Below are 23,930 nucleotides of genomic sequence, written 5' to 3' on the forward strand. Positions count from 1 at the left end.
AGTGAGGTTTACACCATGATTACATTAAATGATTACGCCAACCTGCGCGCCTATACCGGCAGTGAGTCAACCGTAATGATTGAAGATCGCTATCACCACGGCGTATTCCTCCGTGACAGCGCAGACACCACCAGCCTGGACAACGGCGCGACTATTCTGATCGATACGCAAAACCGCCGCTGGAAACGTATTATCAATGACGGTGATTACTGCATTGACTGGTGGTATCAGGCTGGCGATGAGCTGGATTATTCCCTGACCATTACCCGCGCCAGTAATTTTTTACAGGTTAAAGGTGATGAATGGTGGAAAGCGCAGATCCCCACCACGCCTGCAGGCATTACCCTGGTCGGCCCCGGCGGCGTGCGCCCATGTAAAACCACCGCAAAATTAAGATTATGGAAAAACTCCGTTGATTTTAAAGGCACCATTTTGGATTTTTCCGGCGCAGCCAATATTGAATGCGTGCGGGTGCTGTATAGCCAGGGTGCGCCGGCGATCTATAACCTGCGCATCGTCGGCACGCCAGGAGAAACAGCCAATCTGCGCGGCCTGTGCGTTTACAGCGATGCACCCACTATGGATGGCATGCCAGCCAGCCAGTTGCTGGTGCAAAACGTCTGGCTGACCAACCTCTACAAAGGCATCGTTTTTGGCAACAACGCCTATATCCAGAGCTGGCACAGCATTATGGTTCGCGGCTGTTGGTGGCCGATTTGGTCCGAAAGCGCATCAAATGCCGGTGAAAAAATTGTGTTCTACAAATGCCTGTTCGGCGACAGCAACAACTATTATCAGGGCGTTCATTCGTTGGCCTTCCGCGATTGCTCGTTTGACTACAGCGGTTTTAAAAATGTCGCCGATCAACAAGCGAATACTGACTATGGGTTATTCGACCTCAAAGCCGGCACGCTGGATTTTAAAAACTGTCACTTCGAATGGGGCAATAAAAACTCCCGCAACTCCCGGCCGGTATTTACCAGTGACAACAGCGGCACGGTAAAAATCAAGGACAGCCAGTGGCACAGCGTGCAAACCAACGTTACCGATCCCGACAGCACGGTTCCCTACCAATACGTTGAGTATTTTTACTTCGACAAATCCAGCGATTTGAGCGGTAAATGCTACATAGACGGTTTCGATCTGGTGAACTCTGACATCAAGAAAGGGTGGTCAAACAACCATATTGAAATGAAGAAGATCGTCGCTCCTGGCTATATCAACATGTGGCGTCAACTCTATCTCGGCGATGGCGTTAATCACCTGCCAGAGCCGACATGGAAGGAAAGCGGCGCGCTGCAGTTGAACAATGTTTACGCCGCCAGCGGCACCCGCATCTCGCAAACCGAAACCTCCGATTTGACGGTGACGCTGCAAAACGGCGTGCTTACCGCCACCACCAAAACGGCAGCGGCGGACAAGAAAATCGAAGTTTATTTCCCGATTGAAAAAAACGATCTGGTGTTGTGGCGCGCCACGTTGGAGAACCTGCAGGGCCTGAGCAGCATGGATGTCGCCGTTAACACCTATCAGGGTAAATACGAACTTAAGGGTAACGCCGGGACCACCACCGTGCTGGAAAAAACCTGCCAGTGGGGACGAAGCGGCACCGTAACGCCAACGTCACCGGCCACCATGACTTCGGATCGTATCACTGCGCTGGATTCTGCGGAGTATCTGCCGCTGCCGGAAGGCTATGTCAATTACGCTCGAATTGTCATCGTCCTGAAAAACTTCGGCGGTAGCGCCAGCAACCCGGCTTCGGTGGACATCACCAAACTGCTGTGTCAGAAGATTGATATTGTTTCCCGCAACCCACGTAAATCCTGGTAACGCTCAAGAGTCGCCTCATTAGAGGCGGCTCGTTCCCTCAGATTTAATAAGCTTCATTTTCATAAACTCGCCCGCAAAAGCATAATCCGTTTTAACTTCAATCCTCACCTACACAGCCAACCTGAAATGCTCCTCGTATTGCTGCCACAACGTGTTGAACCAACTGTCGTCGCCGCTGCGCCGGTTAATCAGCGCGACGGCGGCATCACATTGACTGCGGGCGGTAGCCAACAACCCGGCGTCGCCTTGCTGCAGCACGCACAGCAAGCGCGACATCTCCACCAGGTACTGGCGCGCAAAGGCCGGCTCGTAGTCGGTGATGTTTTTGCTGTTGTCGATCAGATCGCACAGCTTGATGGTTTGCGCTTCCGGGCAGGCCAACGCACTGTGTTGCAGATTGGCATTCTTGCGGTGCAACCGCTCACCGCCGTAACGGCGAGTTTGCACGTCGGTCAGCATCTCCACGTATTCTTCGACCCTGGGGCCGAACTCGCGGCGGATATCCGCCAGGGTCACCGGGGTGTCTTCCACCGTATCATGCAGCCAGGCGGCGGCGATCATTTCCGGCGTAGGGTTTGCCTGCTGCAACAGCGCCACCACCGCGGTGGGGTGAACGATGTAAGGCTCGCCGGTAAACTTGCGCTTCTGCTTGCAGCTCTCGTGTGCCGCCGTAGCGAACAGCCGGGCTTTTTGCGTTAAATCCATACTGACTCCTTATCTGAATATCCCCATGTTAACGGCGATCGTCCGGGGTGAGAGAGTCTGTTTGGTTATGAGTTATGCCGGTTGCAAATGCAGCACCACGGCGCCCGCCAATACCGTTAATACCCCCAGCCACTGCGGGCCGGAAAGCCGCTCGCGCAACAAAATCGCGCCCAACAGCGCGGCGATGCCGCCGGACAAGGTGCTTAGCACGGTGACGACAGCCACCGAGCCCGCCCCGGCGCCCACGGCAAAGGCGGTAAAACCGCCCAAACTCAGCAGGCTGGCGGCCAGCAACAGCCCGCCTTGCCGCCAGGTGGGCCGTGCAACCAGCGCTCGTCGGTCAGTGTTCAGGATCAACACCGCCGCCAACCCGACCGTGTAACCGAGCCACAGGCTGACGCGTGGCCCCAGCACCGGCAGCGTGTATTTTCCCTGCAACCAAAAACCGGTGCCGTAACAGAGCGCCGCCACCAACGAGAAGGCGACGGAGGGCCATGCCGAACCGGATGTTTCAGGCTGGCGGCCCGGCTCCAGCGCGCTGAGTATCACCCCAAACAGACATACCGCCAGCCCGGCCAGCGTCAGTGCGCCAAGCCGTTCGCCGCCAAGCCAGGATAACAGCGTGGTCACCGCACCATAGCTGGTGACCAAGGGTGCCACCAGCGCCGCCTTGCCGATGGCGAAAGCCTGGGACAGCGCCAACGTTGCGCCCACCGTCAGGCCGGCGGCCAGCAGCGCCAGCCCCCAAACCCTGGCCGACGCCGCAAAGGCGGGAATGGCGGTGGTCAGCAACAACGCGGTCAGAATGACAAAACCGATCGCCTGGGAGAAGAATACCGCCCTGCGCACCCCCACCGCCCGCGCGTTGATGCCGATCAAAAAATCCGTGCTGCCCCAGCAGAGCGCGGCGGCTAACCCCATGAATATATCCACCCAATTCTCCCGTCCGATTCGTTGACAAAAAGTAAGAGAAAAATCGCTTGTGGAACATCGATAGATTGGCAATATGGTTGAATGAAACTCAAGCTGAATGCCCAACCACGCCTGCCGTCGCTGAAAGCCTTGCATACCTTCGAGGTGGCGGCGCGCTGCGCCAGTTTTACCGAGGCGGCGGAGCAGTTGAACGTCACGCTGGGGGCGGTCAGCCGCCAGATACGCCAGTTGGAGAATGAACTGGGCGTTGAACTGTTTCACCGCAAGGGCAATGCGGTGGCACTCAACGACACCGGCAAACGGCTGGCTACCGACGTCACCCGTGCGCTGACGCTGCTGCAAAAAGCCAGCGATCGCGCCCGGCCGGTGCAGCAGCAAACGCTGAAACTGACCTGCACGCTGGGCATTGCCAGCCACTGGCTGGCGGCGCGTTTACCGGCGCTGCGCCACGCCGATCCTGATGTCTCGCTGGTGCTGGACGCCAACGAAAGCCTGCGCGATTTAGCCAGCGGCGAAGCGGACATCGCCATCCGTTACAGCCCCACCGCCAACCCGCCGCCGCATTCCCGCGAGCTGTTGGCCGATGCCTTTGCGCCGCTGGCGAGCCCCGCCTTTCTTGCCGCGCACCCTGCGTTCACCCTCGCCGATCTCCCGCTGGCCCCCTTGATTCACTCACCGTGGAAGGACGCGCAAGGGCTGGGCGCCGCCGGCTGGCAAGACTGGTTCGCCGCCTTTGGCGCAGGCGCGGCGGCACCGCGCGGCATCCTCACCGTTAACAGCGTCGGCCATGCGTTGCAGGAAGCGATGGAAGGTAACGGTATCGTGCTCGGCAGCCTGGCGGTGGCGCAGGATGCGTTAGCCGCAGGCAAGCTGGTGCCGGTGTTTGGCGATCACGGGCAGCTGCCCTGCGCCTATCAATATCGCCTGTGCTGGGCGGACAGCGCGTTCGTTAGCACCACCACCCGCCGCTGGGTGAATCTGCTGCTGCAAGCGGCAGGCAAATCCCCGGCGTTTTGACGCAGCACGTATTGCGCCCACAGCAGTGAAAAATCCAACTATTTTATAATCAATTTTTTTGCTGCGAGACACACCGTGGACAGACAACGCTACCTGCAACATATTGGATTCGCAGGCATCCCCCAGGCTGACCTCCTGACGCTGCAACAATTGCACCGCTGCCATATGCTGAGCGTGCCCTTTGAAAACCTGAGCATTATTTATCGCCAGGGCATTCATCTGGAAGAACCTGCGCTGTTCAATAAAATTGTCGAGCGCAACCGCGGCGGCTTTTGCTATGAGCTGAACCGGCTGTTTGCCGCGCTGTTGAAGGACATCGGCTTTAACGTGCAGTTTATTTCCGGCGAGATCCGCGCCCGCGACGGCAGCTTCGGTGCGCCCTTCGACCATATGGCGCTGAAGGTGGAGCTGGATCAGCCGTATCTGGTGGACGTGGGGTTTGGCGACTCGTTCCTGACGCCGCTGAAAATCACCACCACCGAGCAGCAACCGCAGACCAGCGGCACCTTCCATTTGGAACAGGAAGGCGAGGTCTATTATCTGGAACGCAGAAACGGCGACAATCGCTCGCACGCCAAAACCCTGTACCGCTTTACCCTGCAAGCCCGTGAGCCGAGTGAGTTCGACGGCATGTGCCACTACCACAGCACCTCGCAGCAGTCGCATTTTACCCAGCGGCTGGTGTGCTCGCGGCCAACGGAAAATGGCCGGGTGACCCTCAGCGAGAACAAACTGATCATCACCGAAGATCACCAGCGTCATGAATCGACGCTGCATTCCGAAGATGAACGGCGTGCAGCGCTGATGCGCTATTTTGGGATTGATTTGGAAAGCTGATGACAGAGCGCTGTCGGCAGGGGAAATATTCGCTCTCTCGACAGGCGAATATTCCCCTATTTACTTTTATAGGGAACACACCGCCATTTTAAATATTCCTGAACTTACCTTTTGACATATAAGACAAACACTATTGACAACTTAAAATCATTAATTTAATCAAAAAAACTCTGGCAAACAAAATTATTTATATAATTTTACAATTACCATATCTTTTTGTTTGTAAATAACTTATTTATTATAAAAATCATTGAAACCGGCTAAAACAGTAAGCGTCGCTGATATTTTTATTTAGATAGGGTAGGCTTTACCTGGCAGTCACGATTATTTCAATGATGTACCTCAAGGAGAAATGCATGAGTGACAATGAAAACAGCAAGACGCAGATTGATAATTTACGTGATGTGGTTTCTCAGCTAAAAGAAATGCGGCACTACGCACAATCCAATACCGAAACGCTGTCTGCGCAATGGTTGGCCTTCGATCAGGGCGAATATAAACATGCAGAATTTGCCGAAGCGATCGCCGATCTCTTGAATAAACAGGGTGCCTGCCTGGAAGGGCTGGAAAAGAACATTCAGGATATCGAGATTGAAATAAACCGTCTCGACAGCGAAGCCTGAACAACCACATTTAATCAAACCCGCTCCCTGCGGGTTTATTATTATTCAGAACAACAAATCACCCGCGCAATGTCCTTCGAATTGGTCAAAGCACGCACTTCGCCGAACAGGTCGGTAGCCTCGGCATACTCTTTGCGTAAATACCCCAGCCACTGCTTGATGCGCGCCACGTGATACAGGCCGGTGTCGCCCTGCTTTTCCAGCTGAACGTATTTTTGCAGCAGCTGCACCACCTGCGGCCAGGGCATGCGCGGTTCGTTGTATTTCACCACCCGGCTCAGGTTCGGCACGTTTAATGCGCCGCGCCCCAGCATCACCGCGTCGCAGCCGGTGGTTTGCAGGCAATCTTGTGCGCTTTGGTAATCCCAGATTTCGCCGTTGGCGATCACCGGAATGGTCAACCGCTTGCGGATCTCGCCAATCGCCGCCCAGTTAATGCGCTCGGCCTTGTAGCCGTCCTCTTTGGTGCGACCATGCACCGCCAGCTCGGTAGCGCCCGCCTGTTGCACCGCGTCGGCGATTTCAAAACTGCGGCTGTCGCTGTCCCAACCCAGGCGTACCTTTACCGTCACCGGCAGATGATCCGGCACCGCCGCACGCATCGCTTTCGCGCCCTGGTAAATCAGCTCCGGGTCTTTCAGCAAGGTCGCCCCGCCGCCGCTGCCGTTGACCAGCTTGGACGGGCAGCCGCAGTTGAGATCGACACCATAAGAACCCAGCTCGACCGCACGGGCGGCGTTTTCCCCCAGCCACTGCGGGTGCTGGCCCAACAGCTGGATGCGCACCAGCGTGCCGGACGACGTGCGGCTGGCATGGTGCAGTTCGGGGCACAGGCGATAGAAAGATTTGGCCGGCAGCAGTTGGTCAACCACGCGCAGGAATTCGGTGATGCACAGGTCGTAGTCGTTCACTTCGGTGAGCAGCTCGCGCACCAAAGAATCGAGAACGCCCTCCATCGGAGCCAATAATACGCGCATGATTACCCCAGCTAAAAAAGACGCGCAATGATACGGGGGAATGCCGGTATCAGACAAGCGCACGGGGGAATAAACCCTGCATATTTGAAGCTGCATCTTTGTTGGCTTCCTGCACTTACCCCGGTCACGTACTACCTGTACGCTCCCAGGGATGCGCTTAGTTGCCGCCGCGATGCAACTCCAATTATTTTGGGATTCAAACCGCGCTAGCCCAACCTGCGCAGGGGCTGCCCGGCGAGAAACGCCTCGATGTCCTCAATCGCCTCGCGGAAGTAGATACGGTAGTTGTCATCGGCCACGTAACCCAGGTGCGGCGTCGCCAGCACGTTGGGCAGGCGGCGGAAGATATCGTCCACCGGCAGCGGTTCAACCTCGAACACGTCCAGCCCGGCACCGGCGATCCGTTGTTGTTGCAGAGCTTCTATCAATGCCGCCTGATCGACAATCGCCGCGCGTGAGGTGTTGATCAGATACGCGGAAGGCTTCATCGCGGCCAGTTCATCGCGCCCCACCAGCCCGCGGCTGCGTTCGCTCAGCACCAAATGGACGGAGACAAAATCGCTCTGCTCAAACAGCGCCCGTTTCGACTCGGCCAGCGCAACGCCCTGTTGCCCGGCTCTTTCCGCCGTCAGGTTCTGGCTCCAGGCCAGCACCCGCATGCCGAACGCCTGCGCCACCTTGGCCATCTGGCTGCCAATCTTGCCCAGCCCCAGCAGGCCCAGCGTTTTGCCTTGCAGGGTGACACCAAGCGCCTGTTGCCAGGGGCCGTTATTACGCAACCCGGTGTTTTCCGCCACCGTGTGCTTTGCCAACCCCAGCAGCAGCGCCCAGGTCAGCTCCATCGGCGCGGCCGAACCGCTGACGGTGCCGCAAACCACAATGCCGCGCTGTTCGGCGGCGGCCAGATCGATAGACGCGTTACGCATACCGGAAGTGATCAGCAGTTTTAACTTCGGCAAACGGGCCAACAGCGTGGCGGTGATCGGCGTGCGCTCACGCATGATCACCAGCATGTCGCAGTCTTGCAGGTGCACCGCCAGCTCCGCTTCATCGGTAAAATGCTGGCTCATGGCGAACACCTCGACCCGCTCGGCTAGCGTCGACCAATTCGCCATGGTGAGTGCCACCTGCTGATAATCATCAAGAATTGCGCACTTCAGTTTCATCACCGGCTCCAGATAAATTGAGTTACCCCGTCGATCCTAGTACGAAAATTCACTTCCGCCAGACATAAAAAAAGCCACCTATAAAGGTGGCCTGATAGCGTCTTGCAACAGCGCGATATTATTCGCCTGGTTTGCGGCTGCGCGGACGGCGTGCCGGCGCGCCTGAACGCGGCTTGCCGTCACCCTGAGGGCGAGCACTGCCGCCGCCACGGTTTTCACGTTGGCCGCTATGGCCGCCGCCGTTACCGCTGCGTTGACCACCACCGTTACCGGAGCGTTGACCGCCGCCGTTGCCGCGCCCGCCACCCTGACGGCCGTTGATGATCGGCTCCGCCTTGATGCTTGGGTCCGGCTCGTAGCCTGGCAGGGCAATACGCGGGATTTCACGCTTCAGCAGGCGCTCGATGTCGCGCAGCAGTTTGTGTTCATCCACACAGACCAACGAGATAGCCTCACCGGTACGCTCTGCACGGCCGGTACGGCCGATGCGGTGCACGTAATCTTCCGGCACGTTAGGCAGCTCGTAGTTCACCACGTGCGGCAGTTGGTCGATGTCCAGACCGCGCGCCGCGATGTCGGTTGCCACCAGCACGCGAATTTTGCCGTCTTTAAAATCGGCCAATGCACGGGTACGTGCGCCCTGGCTTTTATTGCCGTGGATCGCTGCAGCAGTGATGCCGTCTTTGTTCAACTGCTCGGCCAGGTGGTTGGCGCCGTGCTTGGTGCGGTTGAACACCAATACTTGCTTCCAATCACCTTCGCCGATCATCTGCGACAGCAGTTCCCGCTTACGCTTCTTGTCGACGAAGTGCACGCTTTGTTCGATCTGCTCGGACGCGGTGTTGCGGCGCGCCACTTCCACCGATGCCGGGTTGTGCAGCAGCTTGTTCGCCAACGCTTTGATGTCGTCGGAGAAGGTCGCTGAGAACAGCAGGTTCTGACGCTTGGCAGGCAGCTTGGCCAGCACGCGGCGGATATCATGGATAAAGCCCATATCCAGCATGCGGTCAGCTTCGTCCAGCACCAGAATTTCAATTTTGGACAGATCAACCGCGTTCTGGTGTTCCAGATCCAGCAGGCGACCCGGTGTTGCCACCAGAATGTCGACGCCGCCGCGCAGTTTCATCATCTGCGGGTTGATGCTCACGCCGCCAAACACCACCAGCGAACGCAGGCGCAGGTGTTTGCTGTAAGCTTCGACGTTTTCGCCGATCTGCGCCGCCAGTTCACGGGTTGGCGTCAGGATCAGCGCACGTACCGGGCGACGGCCTTTGATCGGATGATCATGCTTACTCAGCAGCTGCAATAGCGGCAGGGTAAAGCCAGCGGTTTTACCGGTACCGGTCTGTGCGCTGGCCATCAGGTCACGACCTTCCAACACTACAGGGATAGCCTGGCGCTGAATTGGCGTAGGTTCGCGATAGCCCTGTTCTTCAACAGCGCGCAGAATTTCAGCACTTAAGCCGAGAGTTTCAAATGACATAGTAGAGAAAAGCTCCAGATCCCCCCTAACCTAAACTAATGTTCGGTGCAGTTTCCTGGGAGGATGATCAGACGGGGCATTAAGCATGACCACGAGGGATTTGGCACAAACTGCAGTGCACCAGCGCGGGAGTGTAGCAGAAGTCGCACAAGAAAACGCAATTTTACTGACTGAGAGCACAATATGCCGGAAATTCAGTACATCCTGAAAATAACCTGAATTAAAAAAGGGTTTCTGGTTGCATTTCACTCAATCCGGCATAAAGTTAATCATATGATTGATTAACTTCTGCGAGCACCGTCTATGCCAGGTAATCAAACTACCGGCCGGGCGCGCGGCGAACAGGCGCGCCAGCAGTTGATCGCCGCCGCCATCGAGATGTTCGGCGAATACGGCATTCAGGGCGCGACCACCCGCGATATCGCCCAACGAGCCGGGCAGAATATCGCCGCCATTACCTATTACTTCAATTCCAAAGAAGGCCTCTATCTGGCCGTTGCGCAGTGGATTGCCGATTTTATCCAGCAGGCGTTCCGCCCGCTGGCCGAGGAGATTGACCGTTTCTGGCAACGACCAGCCGCCGAGCGCCGGCCGGAACAGTATCTCGCCTACCTGAAAAGCGGGCTGCTGGCGTTCAGCGAACTGATGACCCAACCGCATACGCTGAACCTGAGCAAAATCATGTCGCGCGAGCAACTCTCGCCTACCGATGCTTATCCGCTGATCCACCAGCAGGTGATAGCGCCGCTGCATACCAAACTGTGCCGCCTGCTGGCGGCCTATACCGGCATCGACGAGCGCTCGACCAAAATCGTGCTGCACACCCACGCACTGCTCGGCGAGGTGCTGTCGTTTCGCATCGCGCGGGAAACCGTGCGCCGGCAGGCTGGCTGGCAGCAGATCGGTGCGGCCGAAGCGGCGCAAATCAGCGAGGTGCTGGCGGAACACATAGATCTTCTGGTTAATGGGCTGCGCCAGCGTTATGGCGCGTAAACCCTGCGTATTTCAAGCTACGGCGTTGTTGACTGCGTGCACTCCCCCCAGCCACTTACTTGAGTAAGCTCCTGGGGTCTCACGCACTTGTCGCCTGGCCGTAACGTGAAATTCATTGGGTTTAATCTTTATAGGCAGGGAGTGTTATGAACAAGAAACGCAGTGCCCTCATTGTGGCGGCTATCGTGCTGATCGCCGCCGCCGGTTACGGCTTTTGGTATTACCAACAGCAGCAAGACCAGCCGCTGACGCTGTACGGCAACGTCGATATCCGCACGGTGAATCTCGGCTTCCGCGTCGACGGACGGCTGGCGTCGCTGACCGTGGACGAAGGCGATCCGATCCAACCGGGGCAACTGCTCGGCAAGCTGGACGACGCACCGTACATTAATGCACTGCAACAGGCGCAGGCTAATGTCGCCAGCGCCAAGGCTAAGCTGGCGCTGTTGTTGGCCGGTTACCGTGCCGAAGAGATTGCCCAGGTGCGTTCGGAAGTGGCGCAACGCCTTTCCGCCTTTAACTATGCCGACAGCTTCTTCAAACGCCAGCAGGGATTATGGGCGAAAAACGCCACCTCCGCCGACGCGCTGGAAGATGCCCGCACCTCGCGCAATCAGGCGCAGGCCAACCTGCAGGCCTCGAAAGACAAGCTGTCGCAATACCTCAGCGGCAACCGCCCGCAGGAGATAGAAGAAGCCAAAGCCAATCTGGCGCAAAATGAAGCCGCGCTGGCGCAGGCGCAGCTGAATTTGCATGACACCACCCTGGTTTCCCCCTCGGCCGGCACGGTACTGACGCGCGCAATCGAGCCCGGCACCATGCTCAGCGCCGGCGGCACGGTGTTTACGCTTTCGCTGACCCGCCCGGTGTGGGTGCGCGCCTATGTGAACGAATCCAGCCTGGGTAAAGCGGTGCCGGGCGCCGAACTGGAAATTTATACCGATGGCCGGCCGAACAAGCCTTATCACGGCAAAATCGGCTTTGTGTCGCCGACCGCCGAATTTACGCCGAAAAGCGTCGAAACCCCGGACCTGCGCACCGATTTGGTGTACCGCCTGCGGGTGATCGTCACCGACGCCGATGACGCGTTGCGCCAGGGCATGCCGGTCACCGTTCGTTTTGCCAAACCTTGAGGGGCCGGTGATGGAACAGGTCATTGAACTGGAGGCGTTGGAAAAACGTTTCCCGTCGTTGGCAAAACCCGCGGTCGCCAGCCTGACCACCCGCCTGACCAGTGGCGCGGTTACCGGGCTGGTTGGCCCAGACGGCGCCGGCAAAACCACGCTGCTGCGCATGCTGGCCGGGTTGTTGAAACCCAGTAGCGGCATGCTGCGCGTCGCCGGGTTGGATCCGATCGCGCAAGATCGTCAACTGCACGCCATCCTCGGCTACATGCCGCAAAAGTTCGGGCTGTATGAAGATCTGACGGTCATGGAAAACCTGACGCTGTATGCCGATCTGCGCGGCGTCACCGGCGATCTGCGCAAACAAACCTTCGAGCGGCTGCTGACCTTCACCGATCTCACTCGCTTCACCACCCGCCTTGCGGGCAAGCTTTCCGGCGGCATGAAGCAAAAGCTCGGGCTGGCCTGCACGCTGGTAGGCCAACCGCAGGTGCTGCTGCTGGATGAGCCTGGGGTCGGCGTCGATCCGATCTCGCGCCGCGAGCTGTGGCGCATGGTGCATGAGCTGGCCAACGACGGCATGCTGATCCTGTGGAGCACCTCCTATCTTGACGAGGCCGAGCAGTGTCGCGAAGTGCTGCTGCTCAATGAAGGCGAATTGCTGTTCAGCGGCGCGCCTAAAGATCTGACTCAGCGCATGGCCGGGCGCACGGTGCTGATTGCGCCCCCCGCCGGCAGCCACCGCGCCCTGCTGCAACGGGCGATCTGCCTGCCTTCGGTCACCGACGGGGTGATCCAGGGTAAATACCTGCGGCTGATCCTCAAGCAAGGCGAAGATCACCGTCAGATACTGCAAGCGCTGGATCTGCCGGACGCGGAAATGACGGAAGCGGATCCGCGCTTCGAGGATGCGTTTATCGATCTGCTCGGCGGCGGGCCAAACAGTAAATCGGCGCTGGCGGAGATCATGCCGACCGTCGAGGGTGAAAGCTCGCAAACGGTGATTGAAGCGCAGGGGCTGACCAAGAAATTCGGCGATTTCGCCGCCACCGACCACGTGGACTTCAAGGTGCAGCGCGGTGAGATTTTCGGCCTGCTCGGCCCGAACGGCGCCGGCAAATCCACCACCTTCAAAATGATGTGCGGGCTGCTGGTGCCGACCGAAGGCAAGGCGCTGGTGCTGGATATGGATCTGAAAACCAGCTCCGGCAAGGCGCGCCAGCGTCTGGGCTATATGGCGCAGAAATTCTCGCTGTACGGCAACCTGACGGTGGCGCAGAACCTGAAATTTTTCTCCGGTGTTTACGGCCTGAGCGGCAAAGCGCAGCGCGACAAAATCAACGAGATGTCGACCGCCTTCAACTTTGGGCCAATCCTCAGCCAAACGCCGGATTCGCTGCCGCTCGGCTTCAAGCAACGGCTGGCCCTGGCCTGCGCGCTGATGCACGAACCGGACATTCTGTTTCTCGACGAACCGACCTCGGGCGTCGATCCCCTGACCCGCCGCGAGTTCTGGTTGCACATCAACGGCATGGTGGATAAAGGCGTGACGGTGATGGTCACGACCCACTTTATGGACGAGGCGGAGTACTGCGATCGCATCGGGCTGGTGTATCGCGGCAAGATCATCGCCGCCGGCACGCCGGACGATCTCAAACAGCAAGTCGCCAGCGACGACAACCCCAATCCTTCAATGGAGCAGGCGTTTATCGAACTGGTGCAGGGCTACGATCGGGAGGAACAGCCGTGAGCGAGAAAGCAGCCTTGAGCGAAAAAATAGCCGTGAACGAGAAAACCACCTCCGCCGACGCCAGCGGTTTCTCCTGGCGGCGGCTGCGTGCACTGTGTCTGAAAGAGACGCGGCAGATCCTGCGCGATCCCAGCAGCGGGCTGATCGCCTTTGTGATCCCTTTGATGCTGCTGTTTATCTTCGGCTACGGCATCAACCTGGACTCCAGCAAGCTGCGGCTGGGCATTTTAATGGAGCAACAGAGCGAGGACGCCCGCGATCTGGCCCACACTTTCGCCGGTTCGCCCTACATTGAACCGACCATCAGCGATAACCGCCAACAGTTGATCCAACTGATGCAGGCCGGGCAAATCCGCGGGCTGGTGGTGATCCCCAACGACTTTGACAAACAGCTGGCGCGGCCGCAGGGCAGCGCGCCAATCCAGGTTATTACCGACGGCAGCGAGCCGAACACCGCCAACTTTGTCCAGGGCTATACCCAGGGCGTGTGGCAAATCTGGCAGCAGCAGCGCGCCACCGATCGCGGGCGCGAGGACAAACCACTGATTGACGTGCAGATGCGTTACTGGTTTAACCCGGCGGCCATCAGCCGGCACTACATCATTCCCGGCGCCATCACCATTATCATGACGGTGATTGGCGCGATCCTTACCTCGCTGGTGATCGCCCGCGAGTGGGAACGCGGCACCATGGAGGCACTGCTCTCCACCCAGGTGACGCGCAGCGAGCTGTTGCTTTCCAAGCTGGTGCCTTACTACTTCCTCGGTATGATCGCCATGGTGCTGTGCATGGTGGTCTCGGTATTCGTGCTCGGCGTGCCCTATCGCGGTTCGCTGCTGATTTTGTTCGTGATCAGCAGCCTGTTCCTCGCCAGCACGCTCGGCATGGGGCTGTTGATTTCCACCATCACCCGCAACCAGTTCAACGCGGCGATGGTGGCGCTGAATGCCGCTTTTCTGCCTTCGATCATGCTGTCCGGCTTTATCTTCCAAATCGACAGCATGCCGGCGATCGTGCGCGCCGTGACTTATATCATCCCGGCGCGCTACTTCGTCAGCACGTTGCAGACACTGTTTCTTGCAGGCAACGTCAGCACGGTACTGATGATTAACCTGCTGTTCCTGATCGCCTCGGCGGTGGTGTTTATCGGCCTGACGGCCTGGAAAACCCAGCGGCGGCTGGATTAAGGAGAAAGACAATGTTTTACCGTCTCTGGACGTTAATCATTAAGGAAATGCAATCGCTGCTGCGCGATCCGCAGACCCGCGCCATCCTGATTTTACCGGTTATTCTGCAGGTGCTGCTGTTCCCTTTCGCCGCCACGCTGGAGGTGACCAACGCCACCATCGCGGTGTACAGCGAAGACAGCGGTCATGCTTCGGTGGAGCTGACTCAGCGCTTCGCCAAGGCGAAAGCCTTTTCGCACGTCTTGCTGCTGCGCAGCCCGCAAGAGATACAAAGCACCCTCGACAATCAGCGGGCGCTGCTGCTGATCCGCTTCCCGGCGCAGTTCTCGCGCGATATCGCCAGCGGCACTACCGCCCCGCTGCAATTGTTGCTCGACGGGCGCAATTCCAACAGCGCGCAGATTGCCGCCAACTATGTGCAGCAGATTGTGCAGGATTACCAAAACGAGCTGATCGGCAACCGCGTCAAGCCCAACAACAGCGAGTTGGTGGTGCGTAACTGGTATAACCCGAATCTGGATTACAAATGGTTCGTGGTGCCTTCGCTGATCGCCATGATCACCACCATCGGCGTGCTGATTGTCACCTCGCTGTCGGTGGCGCGCGAGCGTGAACAGGGCACGCTGGAGCAGTTGCTGGTATCGCCGCTGACCACCTGGCAGATTTTTATCGGCAAAGCGGTACCGGCGCTGATTGTCGCCACCTTCCAGGCCAGCATCGTGCTGATGATTGGCATCTTTATGTACCAGATCCCGTTCGCCGGCTCGCTGCTGCTGTTCTACGGCACCATGCTGGTTTACGGGCTGTCGTTGGTCGGATTCGGCCTGCTGATTTCGTCGCTGTGCGCCACGCAACAGCAGGCGTTTATCGGCGTGTTCGTGTTTATGATGCCGGCGATCCTGCTTTCCGGTTATGTCTCACCGGTAGAGAACATGCCGGTGTGGCTGCAGGATCTCACCTGGGTTAACCCGATTCGCCACTTTACCGACATCACCAAACAGATCTATTTGAAGGACGCCAGCTTCGGCATTATCTGGCACAGCCTGTGGCCGCTGCTGGTGATCACCGCCACCACCGGCAGCGCCGCCTACGCCATGTTCCGCCGCAAAATGGCATAAAAAAAGACTCTGCGTGTTGAATCGCAGAGCCTTTTCGATCACCAGATACCCTATGGATTTCAAGCTGCAGCCTGGCGCGTAGCAACAACGCCGCGGCTTGAAAGACGACGGATTTAGCGGCGGTTGCCGAAAATGCGCAGTAACATCAGGAACAGGTTGATGAAATCAAGATACAGCGTCAGCGCGCCGACGATGGCGTATTTGCGGAAGCTGTCTTTGTCATCAGCGTTCAGTTGTTCGCCCATGGCTTTCAGTTTCTGGGTGTCGTACGCCGTCAGGCCAACGAACACCAGCACCCCGATATAGGTAATCGCCCACATCAGCGCGGTGCTTTTCAGCCAGATATTCACCAGCGAAGCCAGCACGATACCGATCAGCGCCATAAACAACATGCTGCCGAAACCGCTCAAGTCACGCTTGGTGGTGTAGCCGTACAGGCTCATCGCGCCGAACATCCCGGCGGTCACCACAAAGGTGCTGGCGATCGAGCTGTAGGTGTAAGCGATGAAAATGCTGGAAAGCGTCAACCCGGTCAGCGCCGAATAAAGCATAAACAGTGACGTAGCCACAGTACCGCTCAGGCGGTTGACCATGCCGGAAATCACGAACACCAGCGCCAACTGAGCGATAATCAGCCCGAAGAAGGTGATCTGGCTGGAGAAAATAAAGTTGAGGATCGCGGGCGTGTTGGCCGCGTACCAGGAAACGAATGCCGTCAACAGCAGGCCACAGGTCATCCAGCCATAAACCTGCGCCATATAAGCCTGAATGCCGCTGTTGGCACGTTCAACGATTGAACCATTAGAGCGTGGATATCGGTCCATGACGGTTACCTTTTGCGTATTGAACAAGATTTCGAAACCCTGTTATGTCAGGTTTCACCTGCTATAAGCGTACCACAGAAAGCCTAAGCTGAAAGTTGCAAAGGTGTTGATTTGTTTCCGCTGTTGAAGCGTTATTTACTCGCATTATGCCAACGTTCCGCCGCCTGACGATCGCTGTCACGCGCGTCGACCCAGCGGTCGCCCTGCCCGGTCGCTTCGCGCTTCCAGAACGGCGCACGGGTTTTCAGGTAGTCCATGATGAATTCGGTGGCGGCAAACGCCATGCTGCGGTGCGCGCTGGTCACGCCGACGAACACAATCTCCTCGCCGGGAAACAGCTCGCCCACGCGGTGGATCACCGTCGCCCGCTGCAACGGCCAGCGGTTGCGCGCTTCCACCACGATCTCCGCCAGCGCTTTTTCGGTCATGCCGGGGTAGTGCTCCAGCGTCAACGCGCTGACGTCATCGCCCAGATTATGGTTGCGCACCTTGCCGGTGAAGGTCACGACGGCGCCGTCGTCATCGCACTGCGCCAGCCACTGATACTCATCGCCGACGCTGAATGGCGCTGCGCCGACGCGGATACGGGTGTTTTCCACTGTTAACCTCCGGTTACCGGCGGAAAGAAAGCGACTTCATCGCCGGCGCGCAGCGGGTGCTCGGCCGCCACCAGCGACTGATTGACTGCCGTCAGCAGCTTGCCGGATTCCAGCGCCAGCGCCCAGCGTTCGCCGCGTGCGCACAACGCCCTGCGCAGCGCCTCTACCGTGGGATAGTCCGCCGGCATCGACAACTCGCCGGTGCCCACCAGTTCGCGCACTTGGGCAAAAAACAGAATGCTAATCATAGGTCCACCTTAAAATCACCGGACTTGCCGCCGCTTTTCGCCAGCAGCCGTACCGGGCCGATCACCATGTCTTTTTGCACCGCTTTGCACATGTCGTAAATGGTCAACGCGGCGACCGAGGCGGCGGTCAGCGCTTCCATTTCGACGCCGGTCTTGCCGGTCAGCCGGCAGCAGGTTTCAATGCGCACCCGGCTGTGTTCCGGTTGCGCCTCCAACTGCACTTCAACCTTGCTCAGCATCAGCGGATGGCACAGTGGGATCAGCTCCCAGGTGCGTTTCGCCGCCTGAATGCCGGCGATGCGCGCCGTGGCGAAGACGTCGCCCTTGTGGTGGCTGCCGCCGAGGATCATCGCCAGCGTGGCGGGCAGCATCTCGACAAAGGCCTCGGCGCGGGCTTCGCGCACCGTCTCCGCCTTGGCGGACACGTCGACCATATGGGCTTCGCCCGCGGCGTTAATATGGGTTAACTGCGTCATGGATCTTATCTCTTCAAATGGGGCTGGAAGTTGCACGGGCGGTGGCGCGCGTCCAACTGCTCTTCAATAATGCGCTCCCAGGCGGTGCGGCAGGCGCGGGTCGAACCCGGCATGGCGAAAATCACCGTCCGGTTGGCGATGCCGGCCAGCGCGCGCGACTGGATAGTGGCGGTGCCGATTTCTTCGTAGGACACCATGCGGAACAGTTCGCCGAATCCTTCGACCTCGCGGTCGAACAGCGGCAGCAGCGCTTCCGGGGTGTTGTCGCGGGCGGTAAAACCGGTGCCGCCGGTGATCAACACCGCCTGCACGCCTTCATCGGCAATCCACGCGGAAACCCGCGCGCGGATCAGGTATTTATCGTCTTTGACGATGGCGCGATCCACCACCTGATGGCCCGCCTCCTGCGCCGCTTCCTGCAGATAGTGGCCGGAGGTGTCTTCCGCTTCGCCCCGGCTGTCCGAGACGGTCAGAATGGCGATATGCGCCGGAATGAATTCACTGCTGCCATGACTCATTGTTAACGATGCTCCTCTTCGTTGGATGCCCAATAGATTTCAAGTTACAGCCAACAACGCTGCGGCTTGAGATATGCAGAGCATTATCCGCCGATAAACGACAGGTTCTGGGTAATGCCGGTGTTGTTCTGATGCAGGAAATGGGTCTGTTTTTTGCTCAGCAACCCGCCCTGGATACGTTGCTTCAATGCCTCGAGCTGGCCGTCGTCCGCCAGCAGATCGCGCAGCGTGATGCCTTGCTCGCCGAACAGGCACAGATGCAGGTTGCCGATGGCGGAGACCCGCAGCCGGTTGCAGCTGGCGCAGAAATCTTTCTCGTACGGCATGATCAACCCCACTTCCCCCTGATAATCCGGGTGGCTGAATACCTGCGCCGGGCCGTCGCTGCGGCCGCGGGGTTGCCGTTGCCAGCCCTGCTGCTCCAGTTGCAAGCGAATCACTTCGCCGGACACGTGATGCCGGCGAAACAGCTCGCCACCCTCGCCGGTTTCCATCAGTTCGATAAAACGCAGTTGGATCGGGCGGTCCTTGATCCAGTGCAGAAATGCGCCCAGTTGCTGATGATTGACGTCACGCATCAGTACCGCATTGACCTTGACCTTGCTGAACCCGGCGGCAAACGCGGCATCGATGCCGTCCATCACCTGGCGGAACTTGTCCTGGCCGGTAATGGCATGAAACTGGCGGGCATCCAGGCTGTCGACGCTGACGTTAATCGCCGTCAGGCCGGCGTCGCGCCACTGGGCGACGTCGCGCGCCAGACGGTAACCGTTGGTGGTGACCGCCAGCGTTCGGATGGCCGGGTTTTCACGCACGGCGGCAATGATCTCGGTAAAATCGCGGCGCAGCGAAGGTTCACCGCCGGTCAGGCGGACCTTTTCAGTGCCCAGTTCGGCGAATGCGCGGCTGACGCGCCGGATCTCATCCAGCGACAGGAAGGTTTTCGGGCTGCCGTTAGGTCGGTAACCGTCAGGCAAGCAGTAGGTGCAACGAAAGTTACACACGTCGGTGATCGACAGGCGCAAGTAATAGAACTTACGCTCATAAGCATCAATGAGTTGCGGCACCATAACACCTTTCCAAAGTCGGGAGATGCGAGCGTTTCCACTCTGCACCCTGGTGGCTGACTTCGCCACGGCCCAAGCGCCATATTGTTCGCAAGAACAACGTAGGCCCAGAGGCTAGGAGTTTTGGTCTCAGTTCCCGCTGCTTAAATAGCCGGAACGAAACCGTGGTTTTCACCAGAATACTAGCGCTAAATAAACGCGATAGCCAACTCGCAATTTCGCTATATAATTGTGTATACAGCGTTTTTAGGTGGCCGCGAGTCTGGTTAACCATGATAAACGCCCCTTACGCAGGTGAATTGACCAGAATCACGCAAATGACACTCTTTTACCCTAAATAATTGGAGTTGCCTCCCGACGGCAAGAGCGGGAGCCCCCAGGAGCTTACTCAAGTAAGTGACTGGGGTAAGCGCTTGCAGCCAACACAGAGGCAACTTCAAGTATGACGGGTATATCGCGTTTTTACGCCAGATCCGCTATTTTATGCGGGCAGTTTCAGCCCCCTTTGTAAGGAAATTTATGCGTAATCGTACCCTGGCCGATCTCGATCGGGTGGTGGCATTAGGTGGCGGCCACGGTCTTGGTCGCGTGATGTCTTCCCTGTCGTCTTTAGGCTCCCGTTTAACCGGCATTGTGACCACCACCGATAATGGCGGTTCCACCGGTCGCATCCGCCGCTCGGAAGGCGGCATTGCCTGGGGCGATACCCGCAACTGTCTCAATCAACTGATCACCGAACCGAGCGTCGCCTCCGCGATGTTCGAATACCGCTTCAGCGGCAACGGCGAGCTGTCGGGGCATAATCTCGGCAATCTGATGCTGAAAGCGCTGGATCATCTTAGCGTGCGCCCGTTGGAAGCGATCAATCTGGTACGCAGCCTGCTGAAAGTGGACGCGGCGCTGATCCCGATGTCCGAGCAGCCGGTGGATCTGATGGCGCACGATCACGAAGGCCACCAGGTTTACGGTGAGGTGAATATCGACCAGCTCACCCATATGCCGCAGGAGCTGATGCTGTCGCCGCACGTCCATGCCACGCGTGAAGCGCTGGACGCCATCGCGCAGGCCGACGTTATCCTGATTGGGCCGGGCAGTTTTCTCACCAGCCTGATGCCGTTGTTACTGTTGGACGATCTCACCCAGGCTCTGCGTCGCAGCAGCGCCAATATGATTTACATCGGCAATCTGGGGCGCGAACTGAGCGTCGCGGCGGCGGCATTGTCACTGAAAGACAAGCTGGAACTGATGGAAGAGCGGATTGGCCGCAAGATGATTGATGCGCTGATTGTCGGCCCGGCGGCGGATACCGGGGCAGTGCAGGATCGGGTAGTGATTCAGCAACCGCTGGAAGCCGCCGATATTCCTTACCGCCACGATCGCCAACTGTTGCGCCAGGCGCTGGATCAGGCGTTGATAGAACTGGGCACCCGCGCCTGAGTTAATCGCGGTCGGTTAATCGCGCCCACGCAGCCACGGGTTGTCGCTGACGGCGCTGTTGACCATATCGATATAGAGATCTTCCACCTGCTTGCGCGCCCAGGGCGTGCGGCGCAAAAACTTCAGGCTGGATTTGATGCTGGGATCGCTGCTGAAGCAGTTGATGCGAATGCGTTCGGCCAACCCTGACCAGCCATAGCTCTCCACCAGCTTAGTTAAAAGTTGTTCCAGAGTGACGCCGTGCAACGGGTCTTTGGACTGGTGTTCGGTCATGGTCTTTGGCTCGCGTTAGTCAATTGGCCGCACACCATAATCAGCTTTGGCGCAGGCGACAAGAAATTTATACCCTTCGTCTTTCAAACCGCAGCGTTCACATCACCGTAGGGGGCGAAGAAATTCGCCCCGATGGATGCGGGCACCGAATACGGTGCCCCAACGGCTCACGAGATGGCGATAAACTGCTCGCGCAACTGGTGGATTTCGTCACGCAAACCGGCGGCCAGCTCGAACTCCAGGTTCTGCGCGTGGGTATACATCTGCGCTTCCAGCTCGCGGATTTTCTGATCCAGCGCTTTTGGCGTCAGGTGCTGATACTGAGCGGCGCTTTCCGCGGCCTTGCCCTTCCCTCGGCCCTTGCTGCGGTTGCCCGGCTGGCCCAACTGCAGGATATCGGACACTTTCTTGTTCAGGCCTTTAGGCACGATGCCGTTTTCTTCGTTGAACGCCTGCTGCTTGACGCGGCGGCGCTCGGTCTCGCCAATCGCCCTGGCCATCGAGTCGGTAATTCTGTCGCCGTAGAGGATTGCCTTGCCGTTGAGATTACGCGCCGCACGCCCGATGGTCTGGATCAGGGAGCGTTCGGAACGCAGGAAACCTTCCTTGTCTGCGTCCAGAATCGCCACCAGCGACACCTCAGGCATGTCCAGCCCTTCACGCAACAGGTTGATGCCCACCAGCACGTCAAACTCGCCCAGACGCAGGTCACGAATGATTTCGACGCGTTCCACGGTATCGATGTCCGAGTGCAGATAGCGCACGCGCTCACCGTGCTCTTCCAGGTATTCGGTCAGATCTTCCGCCATGCGCTTGGTCAGGGTGGTAACCAACACGCGTTCCTTGACCGCCACCCGCTTGCGGATCTCGGAAAGCAGGTCGTCCACCTGGGTGGTGACCGGCCGCACTTCCACTATCGGATCCAGCAACCCGGTAGGCCGCACGACCTGATCAATAATGTCGTCGCCGGATTTCTCCAGCTCATATTTGCCCGGCGTGGCGGACACGTAAATAGTCTGCGGCGCCAGCGCTTCGAATTCTTCAAAGCGCATCGGGCGGTTATCCAGCGCCGACGGCAGGCGGAAGCCGTATTCCACCAGCGTTTCCTTGCGCGAGCGGTCACCTTTGTACATACCGCCGATTTGCGGAATGGTGACGTGCGATTCATCGACCACCAGCAGGCCATCCGCCGGCAAGTAGTCAAACAACGTCGGTGGCGGCTCGCCCTCGCTGCGCCCGGACAAATAGCGCGAATAGTTTTCAATGCCGGAGCAGTAGCCCAGTTCGTTCATCATCTCCAGATCAAACTGGGTGCGCTGCGTCAGGCGCTGTTCTTCCAGCAGCTTGTTGTTGGCCAGCAGCACCTTGCGCCGCTCGGCCAGATCCACCTTGATCTCTTCCATCGCCTGCAGGATCCGCTCGCGCGGCGTCACGTAGTGCGACTTCGGGTAAATGGTGAAGCGCTGTACCACCTGCTCGATCTGGCCGGTCAGCGGATCGAACAGCGAAAGCCGCTCGACTTCTTCATCAAACAGCTCGATGCGTAGCGCCAGCTCGTCCGACTCTGCCGGGAAGATGTCGATCACCTCGCCGCGCACGCGGAAGGTGGCGCGCTGGAAAGCCTGATCGTTGCGGGAATATTGCAGCTCCGTCAAACGCCGCAAGATCGAACGTTGATCGATGATCATGCCCTTGGTCAGGTGCAGCATCATCTTCAGATACAGCTCCGGATCGCCCAGACCGTAGATTGCCGACACCGATGCCACCACCACCACGTCGCGGCGTTCCAGCAGCGCTTTGGTGGCTGAAAGGCGCATTTGTTCGATGTGCTCGTTCACCGCGGAGTCTTTTTCAATAAAGGTGTCGGAGCTGGGAACATAGGCTTCCGGCTGGTAGTAGTCGTAGTACGAGACAAAATACTCAACCGCATTCTCGGGGAAGAACTCTTTCATCTCGCCATACAGCTGCGCCGCCAGCGTCTTGTTTGGCGCCAGTACCATGGTCGGCCGGTTTAGATCGGCGATGACGTTGGCGATGGTAAATGTCTTGCCCGAACCGGTAACGCCCAACAGCGTTTGATGCGCCAGGCCGTCTTCCAGGCCCTCTTCCAGCTTGCGAATGGCTTCCGGCTGATCGCCGGCCGGTTTGAAATCGGAATGCAGTTTGAAAATTTTACTCATTGACTCGGCTACCCTGTGGAGATGCGCGCGCTCAGGCGGCCATGGAGCGGATGCTCGACGAATGGCCCCTAATTATGGAAAGCCCCGGCGATTTTCGCCAGTGCCTATGATACTGGATATAAAACCAGCTTCAAGCGATTCGTTGCTCAAGATGGCGTAGCCCGCCATTGACCCCGGCACCGACGCGCAATGGCAAAGCGCCGCCTGATGCGCGTCGGCGGGGCGTGGATGCACCGACAGGGTTACAGTCGCGTGACATTTTTATTGTCAATAACTGATTTATCCCCAAAATCCGTCAAAAATTAACTTATTGATAGCACTGCGGCGAAAAATCATACATAGCCACATCATCAATACATTCGTGTCTTGATTTTAGTTAATTTATTGATATTAAACACATTTAATAAAAAGATGAGAATGCGGCCAACGCGAACAGAACCCGCGCCCGCTCTCGCTTTAAACCGCTTTTCTAAATCTAATGCACAAGGTTATCCACAGGAATAGTGGATAACTCCCACCGCCCCGCCCGTGACGGGAGTTGCAGAAAGAACGCTTTTTACCG

At 58.1% G+C, this 23,930-nt stretch carries 23 protein-coding genes and 1 riboswitch; of the genes, 10 read left to right on the forward strand and 13 right to left on the reverse strand.

Features of this window, described 5'->3' with window-relative positions; all coding sequences use genetic code 11:
* Nucleotides 1–15: 15 nt before the first annotated feature.
* Nucleotides 16–1,833, forward strand: coding sequence for a hypothetical protein (locus tag ACUTSW_RS09255; RefSeq protein WP_445584241.1), 1,818 nt, complete (start codon nt 16–18; stop codon nt 1,831–1,833).
* A gap of 108 nt (nt 1,834–1,941) precedes the next feature.
* Here ACUTSW_RS09255 and ACUTSW_RS09260 read toward each other — a convergent pair whose 3' ends face one another.
* The gene (locus tag ACUTSW_RS09260; RefSeq protein WP_445584242.1) at nt 1,942–2,538 is read right to left on the reverse strand and encodes an HD domain-containing protein; all 597 of its coding nucleotides are present in this window, start codon (nt 2,536–2,538) and stop codon (nt 1,942–1,944) included.
* A 72-nt stretch (nt 2,539–2,610) separates the two neighbouring features.
* The gene (locus ACUTSW_RS09265; RefSeq protein WP_445584462.1) at nt 2,611–3,459 is read right to left on the reverse strand and encodes an EamA family transporter; all 849 of its coding nucleotides are present in this window, start codon (nt 3,457–3,459) and stop codon (nt 2,611–2,613) included.
* Between the two features lie 93 nt (nt 3,460–3,552).
* On the opposite strand from ACUTSW_RS09265, the gene ACUTSW_RS09270 reads away from it, so the two are divergent.
* The 3 genes from ACUTSW_RS09270 (at nt 3,553) to ACUTSW_RS09280 (ending at nt 5,948) form a co-directional block, all read left to right on the forward strand.
* Nucleotides 3,553–4,488, forward strand: coding sequence for a LysR substrate-binding domain-containing protein (locus tag ACUTSW_RS09270; protein ID WP_445584243.1), 936 nt, complete (start codon nt 3,553–3,555; stop codon nt 4,486–4,488).
* A gap of 75 nt (nt 4,489–4,563) precedes the next feature.
* Nucleotides 4,564–5,325, forward strand: a complete 762-nt coding sequence (locus ACUTSW_RS09275; protein ID WP_445584244.1) for an arylamine N-acetyltransferase family protein — start codon at nt 4,564–4,566, stop codon at nt 5,323–5,325.
* Between the two features lie 356 nt (nt 5,326–5,681).
* Complete coding sequence (locus tag ACUTSW_RS09280) at nt 5,682–5,948, forward strand: hypothetical protein (RefSeq protein WP_062790379.1); 267 nt, start codon at nt 5,682–5,684, stop codon at nt 5,946–5,948.
* Between the two features lie 41 nt (nt 5,949–5,989).
* On the opposite strand, the gene dusC is transcribed toward ACUTSW_RS09280, so the two are convergent.
* The 3 genes from dusC to rhlE form a co-directional block, all read right to left on the reverse strand.
* Entirely contained in the window at nt 5,990–6,925 is a 936-nt protein-coding gene (gene dusC, locus ACUTSW_RS09285; protein WP_445584245.1) for a tRNA dihydrouridine(16) synthase DusC, read from the reverse strand.
* Nucleotides 6,926–7,131: 206 nt separating this feature from the next.
* On the reverse strand, nt 7,132–8,091 hold the full coding sequence (locus ACUTSW_RS09290) for a D-2-hydroxyacid dehydrogenase family protein (RefSeq protein ID WP_445584246.1): 960 nt from the start codon (nt 8,089–8,091) through the stop codon (nt 7,132–7,134).
* Between the two features lie 118 nt (nt 8,092–8,209).
* The gene (gene rhlE / locus ACUTSW_RS09295) at nt 8,210–9,574 is read right to left on the reverse strand and encodes an ATP-dependent RNA helicase RhlE (protein WP_006324167.1); all 1,365 of its coding nucleotides are present in this window, start codon (nt 9,572–9,574) and stop codon (nt 8,210–8,212) included.
* Between the two features lie 303 nt (nt 9,575–9,877).
* Here rhlE and cecR point away from each other — a divergent pair, with 303 nt between their 5' ends.
* The 5 genes from cecR (at nt 9,878) to ACUTSW_RS09320 (ending at nt 15,746) form a co-directional block, all read left to right on the forward strand.
* Entirely contained in the window at nt 9,878–10,567 is a 690-nt protein-coding gene (gene cecR / locus ACUTSW_RS09300) for a transcriptional regulator CecR (RefSeq protein WP_445584247.1), read from the forward strand.
* Between the two features lie 146 nt (nt 10,568–10,713).
* Nucleotides 10,714–11,700: a secretion protein HlyD gene (gene hlyD, locus ACUTSW_RS09305; protein ID WP_445584248.1), complete on the forward strand. Its 987-nt coding sequence runs from the start codon at nt 10,714–10,716 to the stop codon at nt 11,698–11,700.
* Between the two features lie 10 nt (nt 11,701–11,710).
* Nucleotides 11,711–13,441: an ATP-binding cassette domain-containing protein gene (locus ACUTSW_RS09310; protein ID WP_062869979.1), complete on the forward strand. Its 1,731-nt coding sequence runs from the start codon at nt 11,711–11,713 to the stop codon at nt 13,439–13,441.
* Between the two features lie 14 nt (nt 13,442–13,455).
* Entirely contained in the window at nt 13,456–14,628 is a 1,173-nt protein-coding gene (locus tag ACUTSW_RS09315; RefSeq protein ID WP_445584463.1) for an ABC transporter permease, read from the forward strand.
* 11 nt (nt 14,629–14,639) lie between these two features.
* Entirely contained in the window at nt 14,640–15,746 is a 1,107-nt protein-coding gene (locus ACUTSW_RS09320) for an ABC transporter permease (protein ID WP_445584249.1), read from the forward strand.
* Between the two features lie 113 nt (nt 15,747–15,859).
* Here the strand turns inward: ACUTSW_RS09320 and ACUTSW_RS09325 are convergent, their stop codons facing one another.
* The 6 genes from ACUTSW_RS09325 to moaA all read right to left on the reverse strand — a co-directional run bounded on the left by ACUTSW_RS09325 (nt 15,860) and on the right by moaA (nt 19,481).
* On the reverse strand, nt 15,860–16,570 hold the full coding sequence (locus tag ACUTSW_RS09325; protein ID WP_004941907.1) for a Bax inhibitor-1/YccA family protein: 711 nt from the start codon (nt 16,568–16,570) through the stop codon (nt 15,860–15,862).
* 131 nt (nt 16,571–16,701) lie between these two features.
* Nucleotides 16,702–17,169, reverse strand: a complete 468-nt coding sequence (gene moaE / locus ACUTSW_RS09330) for a molybdopterin synthase catalytic subunit MoaE (protein WP_062869977.1) — start codon at nt 17,167–17,169, stop codon at nt 16,702–16,704.
* Nucleotides 17,170–17,171: 2 nt separating this feature from the next.
* A complete protein-coding gene (gene moaD, locus ACUTSW_RS09335) occupies nt 17,172–17,417 on the reverse strand; it encodes a molybdopterin synthase sulfur carrier subunit (RefSeq protein ID WP_445584250.1) in 246 nt (81 codons plus the stop codon).
* On the reverse strand, nt 17,414–17,893 hold the full coding sequence (gene moaC / locus ACUTSW_RS09340; protein ID WP_434462575.1) for a cyclic pyranopterin monophosphate synthase MoaC: 480 nt from the start codon (nt 17,891–17,893) through the stop codon (nt 17,414–17,416). The genes moaD and moaC overlap by 4 nt, the downstream gene beginning before the upstream one ends.
* 5 nt (nt 17,894–17,898) lie before the next feature.
* Nucleotides 17,899–18,411: a molybdenum cofactor biosynthesis protein B gene (gene moaB / locus ACUTSW_RS09345; RefSeq protein WP_445584251.1), complete on the reverse strand. Its 513-nt coding sequence runs from the start codon at nt 18,409–18,411 to the stop codon at nt 17,899–17,901.
* An 83-nt stretch (nt 18,412–18,494) separates the two neighbouring features.
* A complete protein-coding gene (gene moaA, locus ACUTSW_RS09350) occupies nt 18,495–19,481 on the reverse strand; it encodes a GTP 3',8-cyclase MoaA (RefSeq protein ID WP_006324157.1) in 987 nt (328 codons plus the stop codon).
* Nucleotides 19,468–19,611: riboswitch (molybdenum cofactor riboswitch) on the reverse strand. Its footprint overlaps the gene before it by 14 nt.
* 386 nt (nt 19,612–19,997) lie before the next feature.
* Here moaA and yvcK point away from each other — a divergent pair.
* On the forward strand, nt 19,998–20,915 hold the full coding sequence (gene yvcK / locus ACUTSW_RS09355) for a uridine diphosphate-N-acetylglucosamine-binding protein YvcK (RefSeq protein ID WP_004941894.1): 918 nt from the start codon (nt 19,998–20,000) through the stop codon (nt 20,913–20,915).
* A 15-nt stretch (nt 20,916–20,930) separates the two neighbouring features.
* On the opposite strand, the gene ACUTSW_RS09360 is transcribed toward yvcK, so the two are convergent.
* Nucleotides 20,931–21,188, reverse strand: coding sequence for a VF530 family protein (locus tag ACUTSW_RS09360; protein WP_445584252.1), 258 nt, complete (start codon nt 21,186–21,188; stop codon nt 20,931–20,933).
* A gap of 167 nt (nt 21,189–21,355) precedes the next feature.
* Complete coding sequence (gene uvrB / locus ACUTSW_RS09365; protein WP_004941889.1) at nt 21,356–23,368, reverse strand: excinuclease ABC subunit UvrB; 2,013 nt, start codon at nt 23,366–23,368, stop codon at nt 21,356–21,358.
* Nucleotides 23,369–23,930 lie beyond the last annotated feature (562 nt).

The sequence above is a fragment of the Serratia sp. TSA_198.1 genome (assembly GCF_052686505.1).

What these genes read in the sequence shown, in the direction of transcription:
- ACUTSW_RS09255 (WP_445584241.1), top strand. Translation starts at nt 16, where the DNA reads ATGATTACATTAAATGATTACGCCAACCTGCGCGCCTATACCGGCAGT.
- ACUTSW_RS09260 (WP_445584242.1), bottom strand. Translation starts at nt 2,538, where the DNA reads ATGGATTTAACGCAAAAAGCCCGGCTGTTCGCTACGGCGGCACACGAG.
- ACUTSW_RS09265 (WP_445584462.1), bottom strand. Translation starts at nt 3,459, where the DNA reads ATGGGGTTAGCCGCCGCGCTCTGCTGGGGCAGCACGGATTTTTTGATC.
- ACUTSW_RS09270 (WP_445584243.1), top strand. Translation starts at nt 3,553, where the DNA reads ATGAAACTCAAGCTGAATGCCCAACCACGCCTGCCGTCGCTGAAAGCC.
- ACUTSW_RS09280 (WP_062790379.1), top strand. Translation starts at nt 5,682, where the DNA reads ATGAGTGACAATGAAAACAGCAAGACGCAGATTGATAATTTACGTGAT.
- dusC (WP_445584245.1), bottom strand. Translation starts at nt 6,925, where the DNA reads ATGCGCGTATTATTGGCTCCGATGGAGGGCGTTCTCGATTCTTTGGTG.
- ACUTSW_RS09290 (WP_445584246.1), bottom strand. Translation starts at nt 8,091, where the DNA reads ATGAAACTGAAGTGCGCAATTCTTGATGATTATCAGCAGGTGGCACTC.
- rhlE (WP_006324167.1), bottom strand. Translation starts at nt 9,574, where the DNA reads ATGTCATTTGAAACTCTCGGCTTAAGTGCTGAAATTCTGCGCGCTGTT.
- cecR (WP_445584247.1), top strand. Translation starts at nt 9,878, where the DNA reads ATGCCAGGTAATCAAACTACCGGCCGGGCGCGCGGCGAACAGGCGCGC.
- hlyD (WP_445584248.1), top strand. Translation starts at nt 10,714, where the DNA reads ATGAACAAGAAACGCAGTGCCCTCATTGTGGCGGCTATCGTGCTGATC.
- ACUTSW_RS09310 (WP_062869979.1), top strand. Translation starts at nt 11,711, where the DNA reads ATGGAACAGGTCATTGAACTGGAGGCGTTGGAAAAACGTTTCCCGTCG.
- ACUTSW_RS09320 (WP_445584249.1), top strand. Translation starts at nt 14,640, where the DNA reads ATGTTTTACCGTCTCTGGACGTTAATCATTAAGGAAATGCAATCGCTG.
- ACUTSW_RS09325 (WP_004941907.1), bottom strand. Translation starts at nt 16,570, where the DNA reads ATGGACCGATATCCACGCTCTAATGGTTCAATCGTTGAACGTGCCAAC.
- moaD (WP_445584250.1), bottom strand. Translation starts at nt 17,417, where the DNA reads ATGATTAGCATTCTGTTTTTTGCCCAAGTGCGCGAACTGGTGGGCACC.
- moaC (WP_434462575.1), bottom strand. Translation starts at nt 17,893, where the DNA reads ATGACGCAGTTAACCCATATTAACGCCGCGGGCGAAGCCCATATGGTC.
- moaB (WP_445584251.1), bottom strand. Translation starts at nt 18,411, where the DNA reads ATGAGTCATGGCAGCAGTGAATTCATTCCGGCGCATATCGCCATTCTG.
- moaA (WP_006324157.1), bottom strand. Translation starts at nt 19,481, where the DNA reads ATGGTGCCGCAACTCATTGATGCTTATGAGCGTAAGTTCTATTACTTG.
- yvcK (WP_004941894.1), top strand. Translation starts at nt 19,998, where the DNA reads ATGCGTAATCGTACCCTGGCCGATCTCGATCGGGTGGTGGCATTAGGT.
- ACUTSW_RS09360 (WP_445584252.1), bottom strand. Translation starts at nt 21,188, where the DNA reads ATGACCGAACACCAGTCCAAAGACCCGTTGCACGGCGTCACTCTGGAA.
- uvrB (WP_004941889.1), bottom strand. Translation starts at nt 23,368, where the DNA reads ATGAGTAAAATTTTCAAACTGCATTCCGATTTCAAACCGGCCGGCGAT.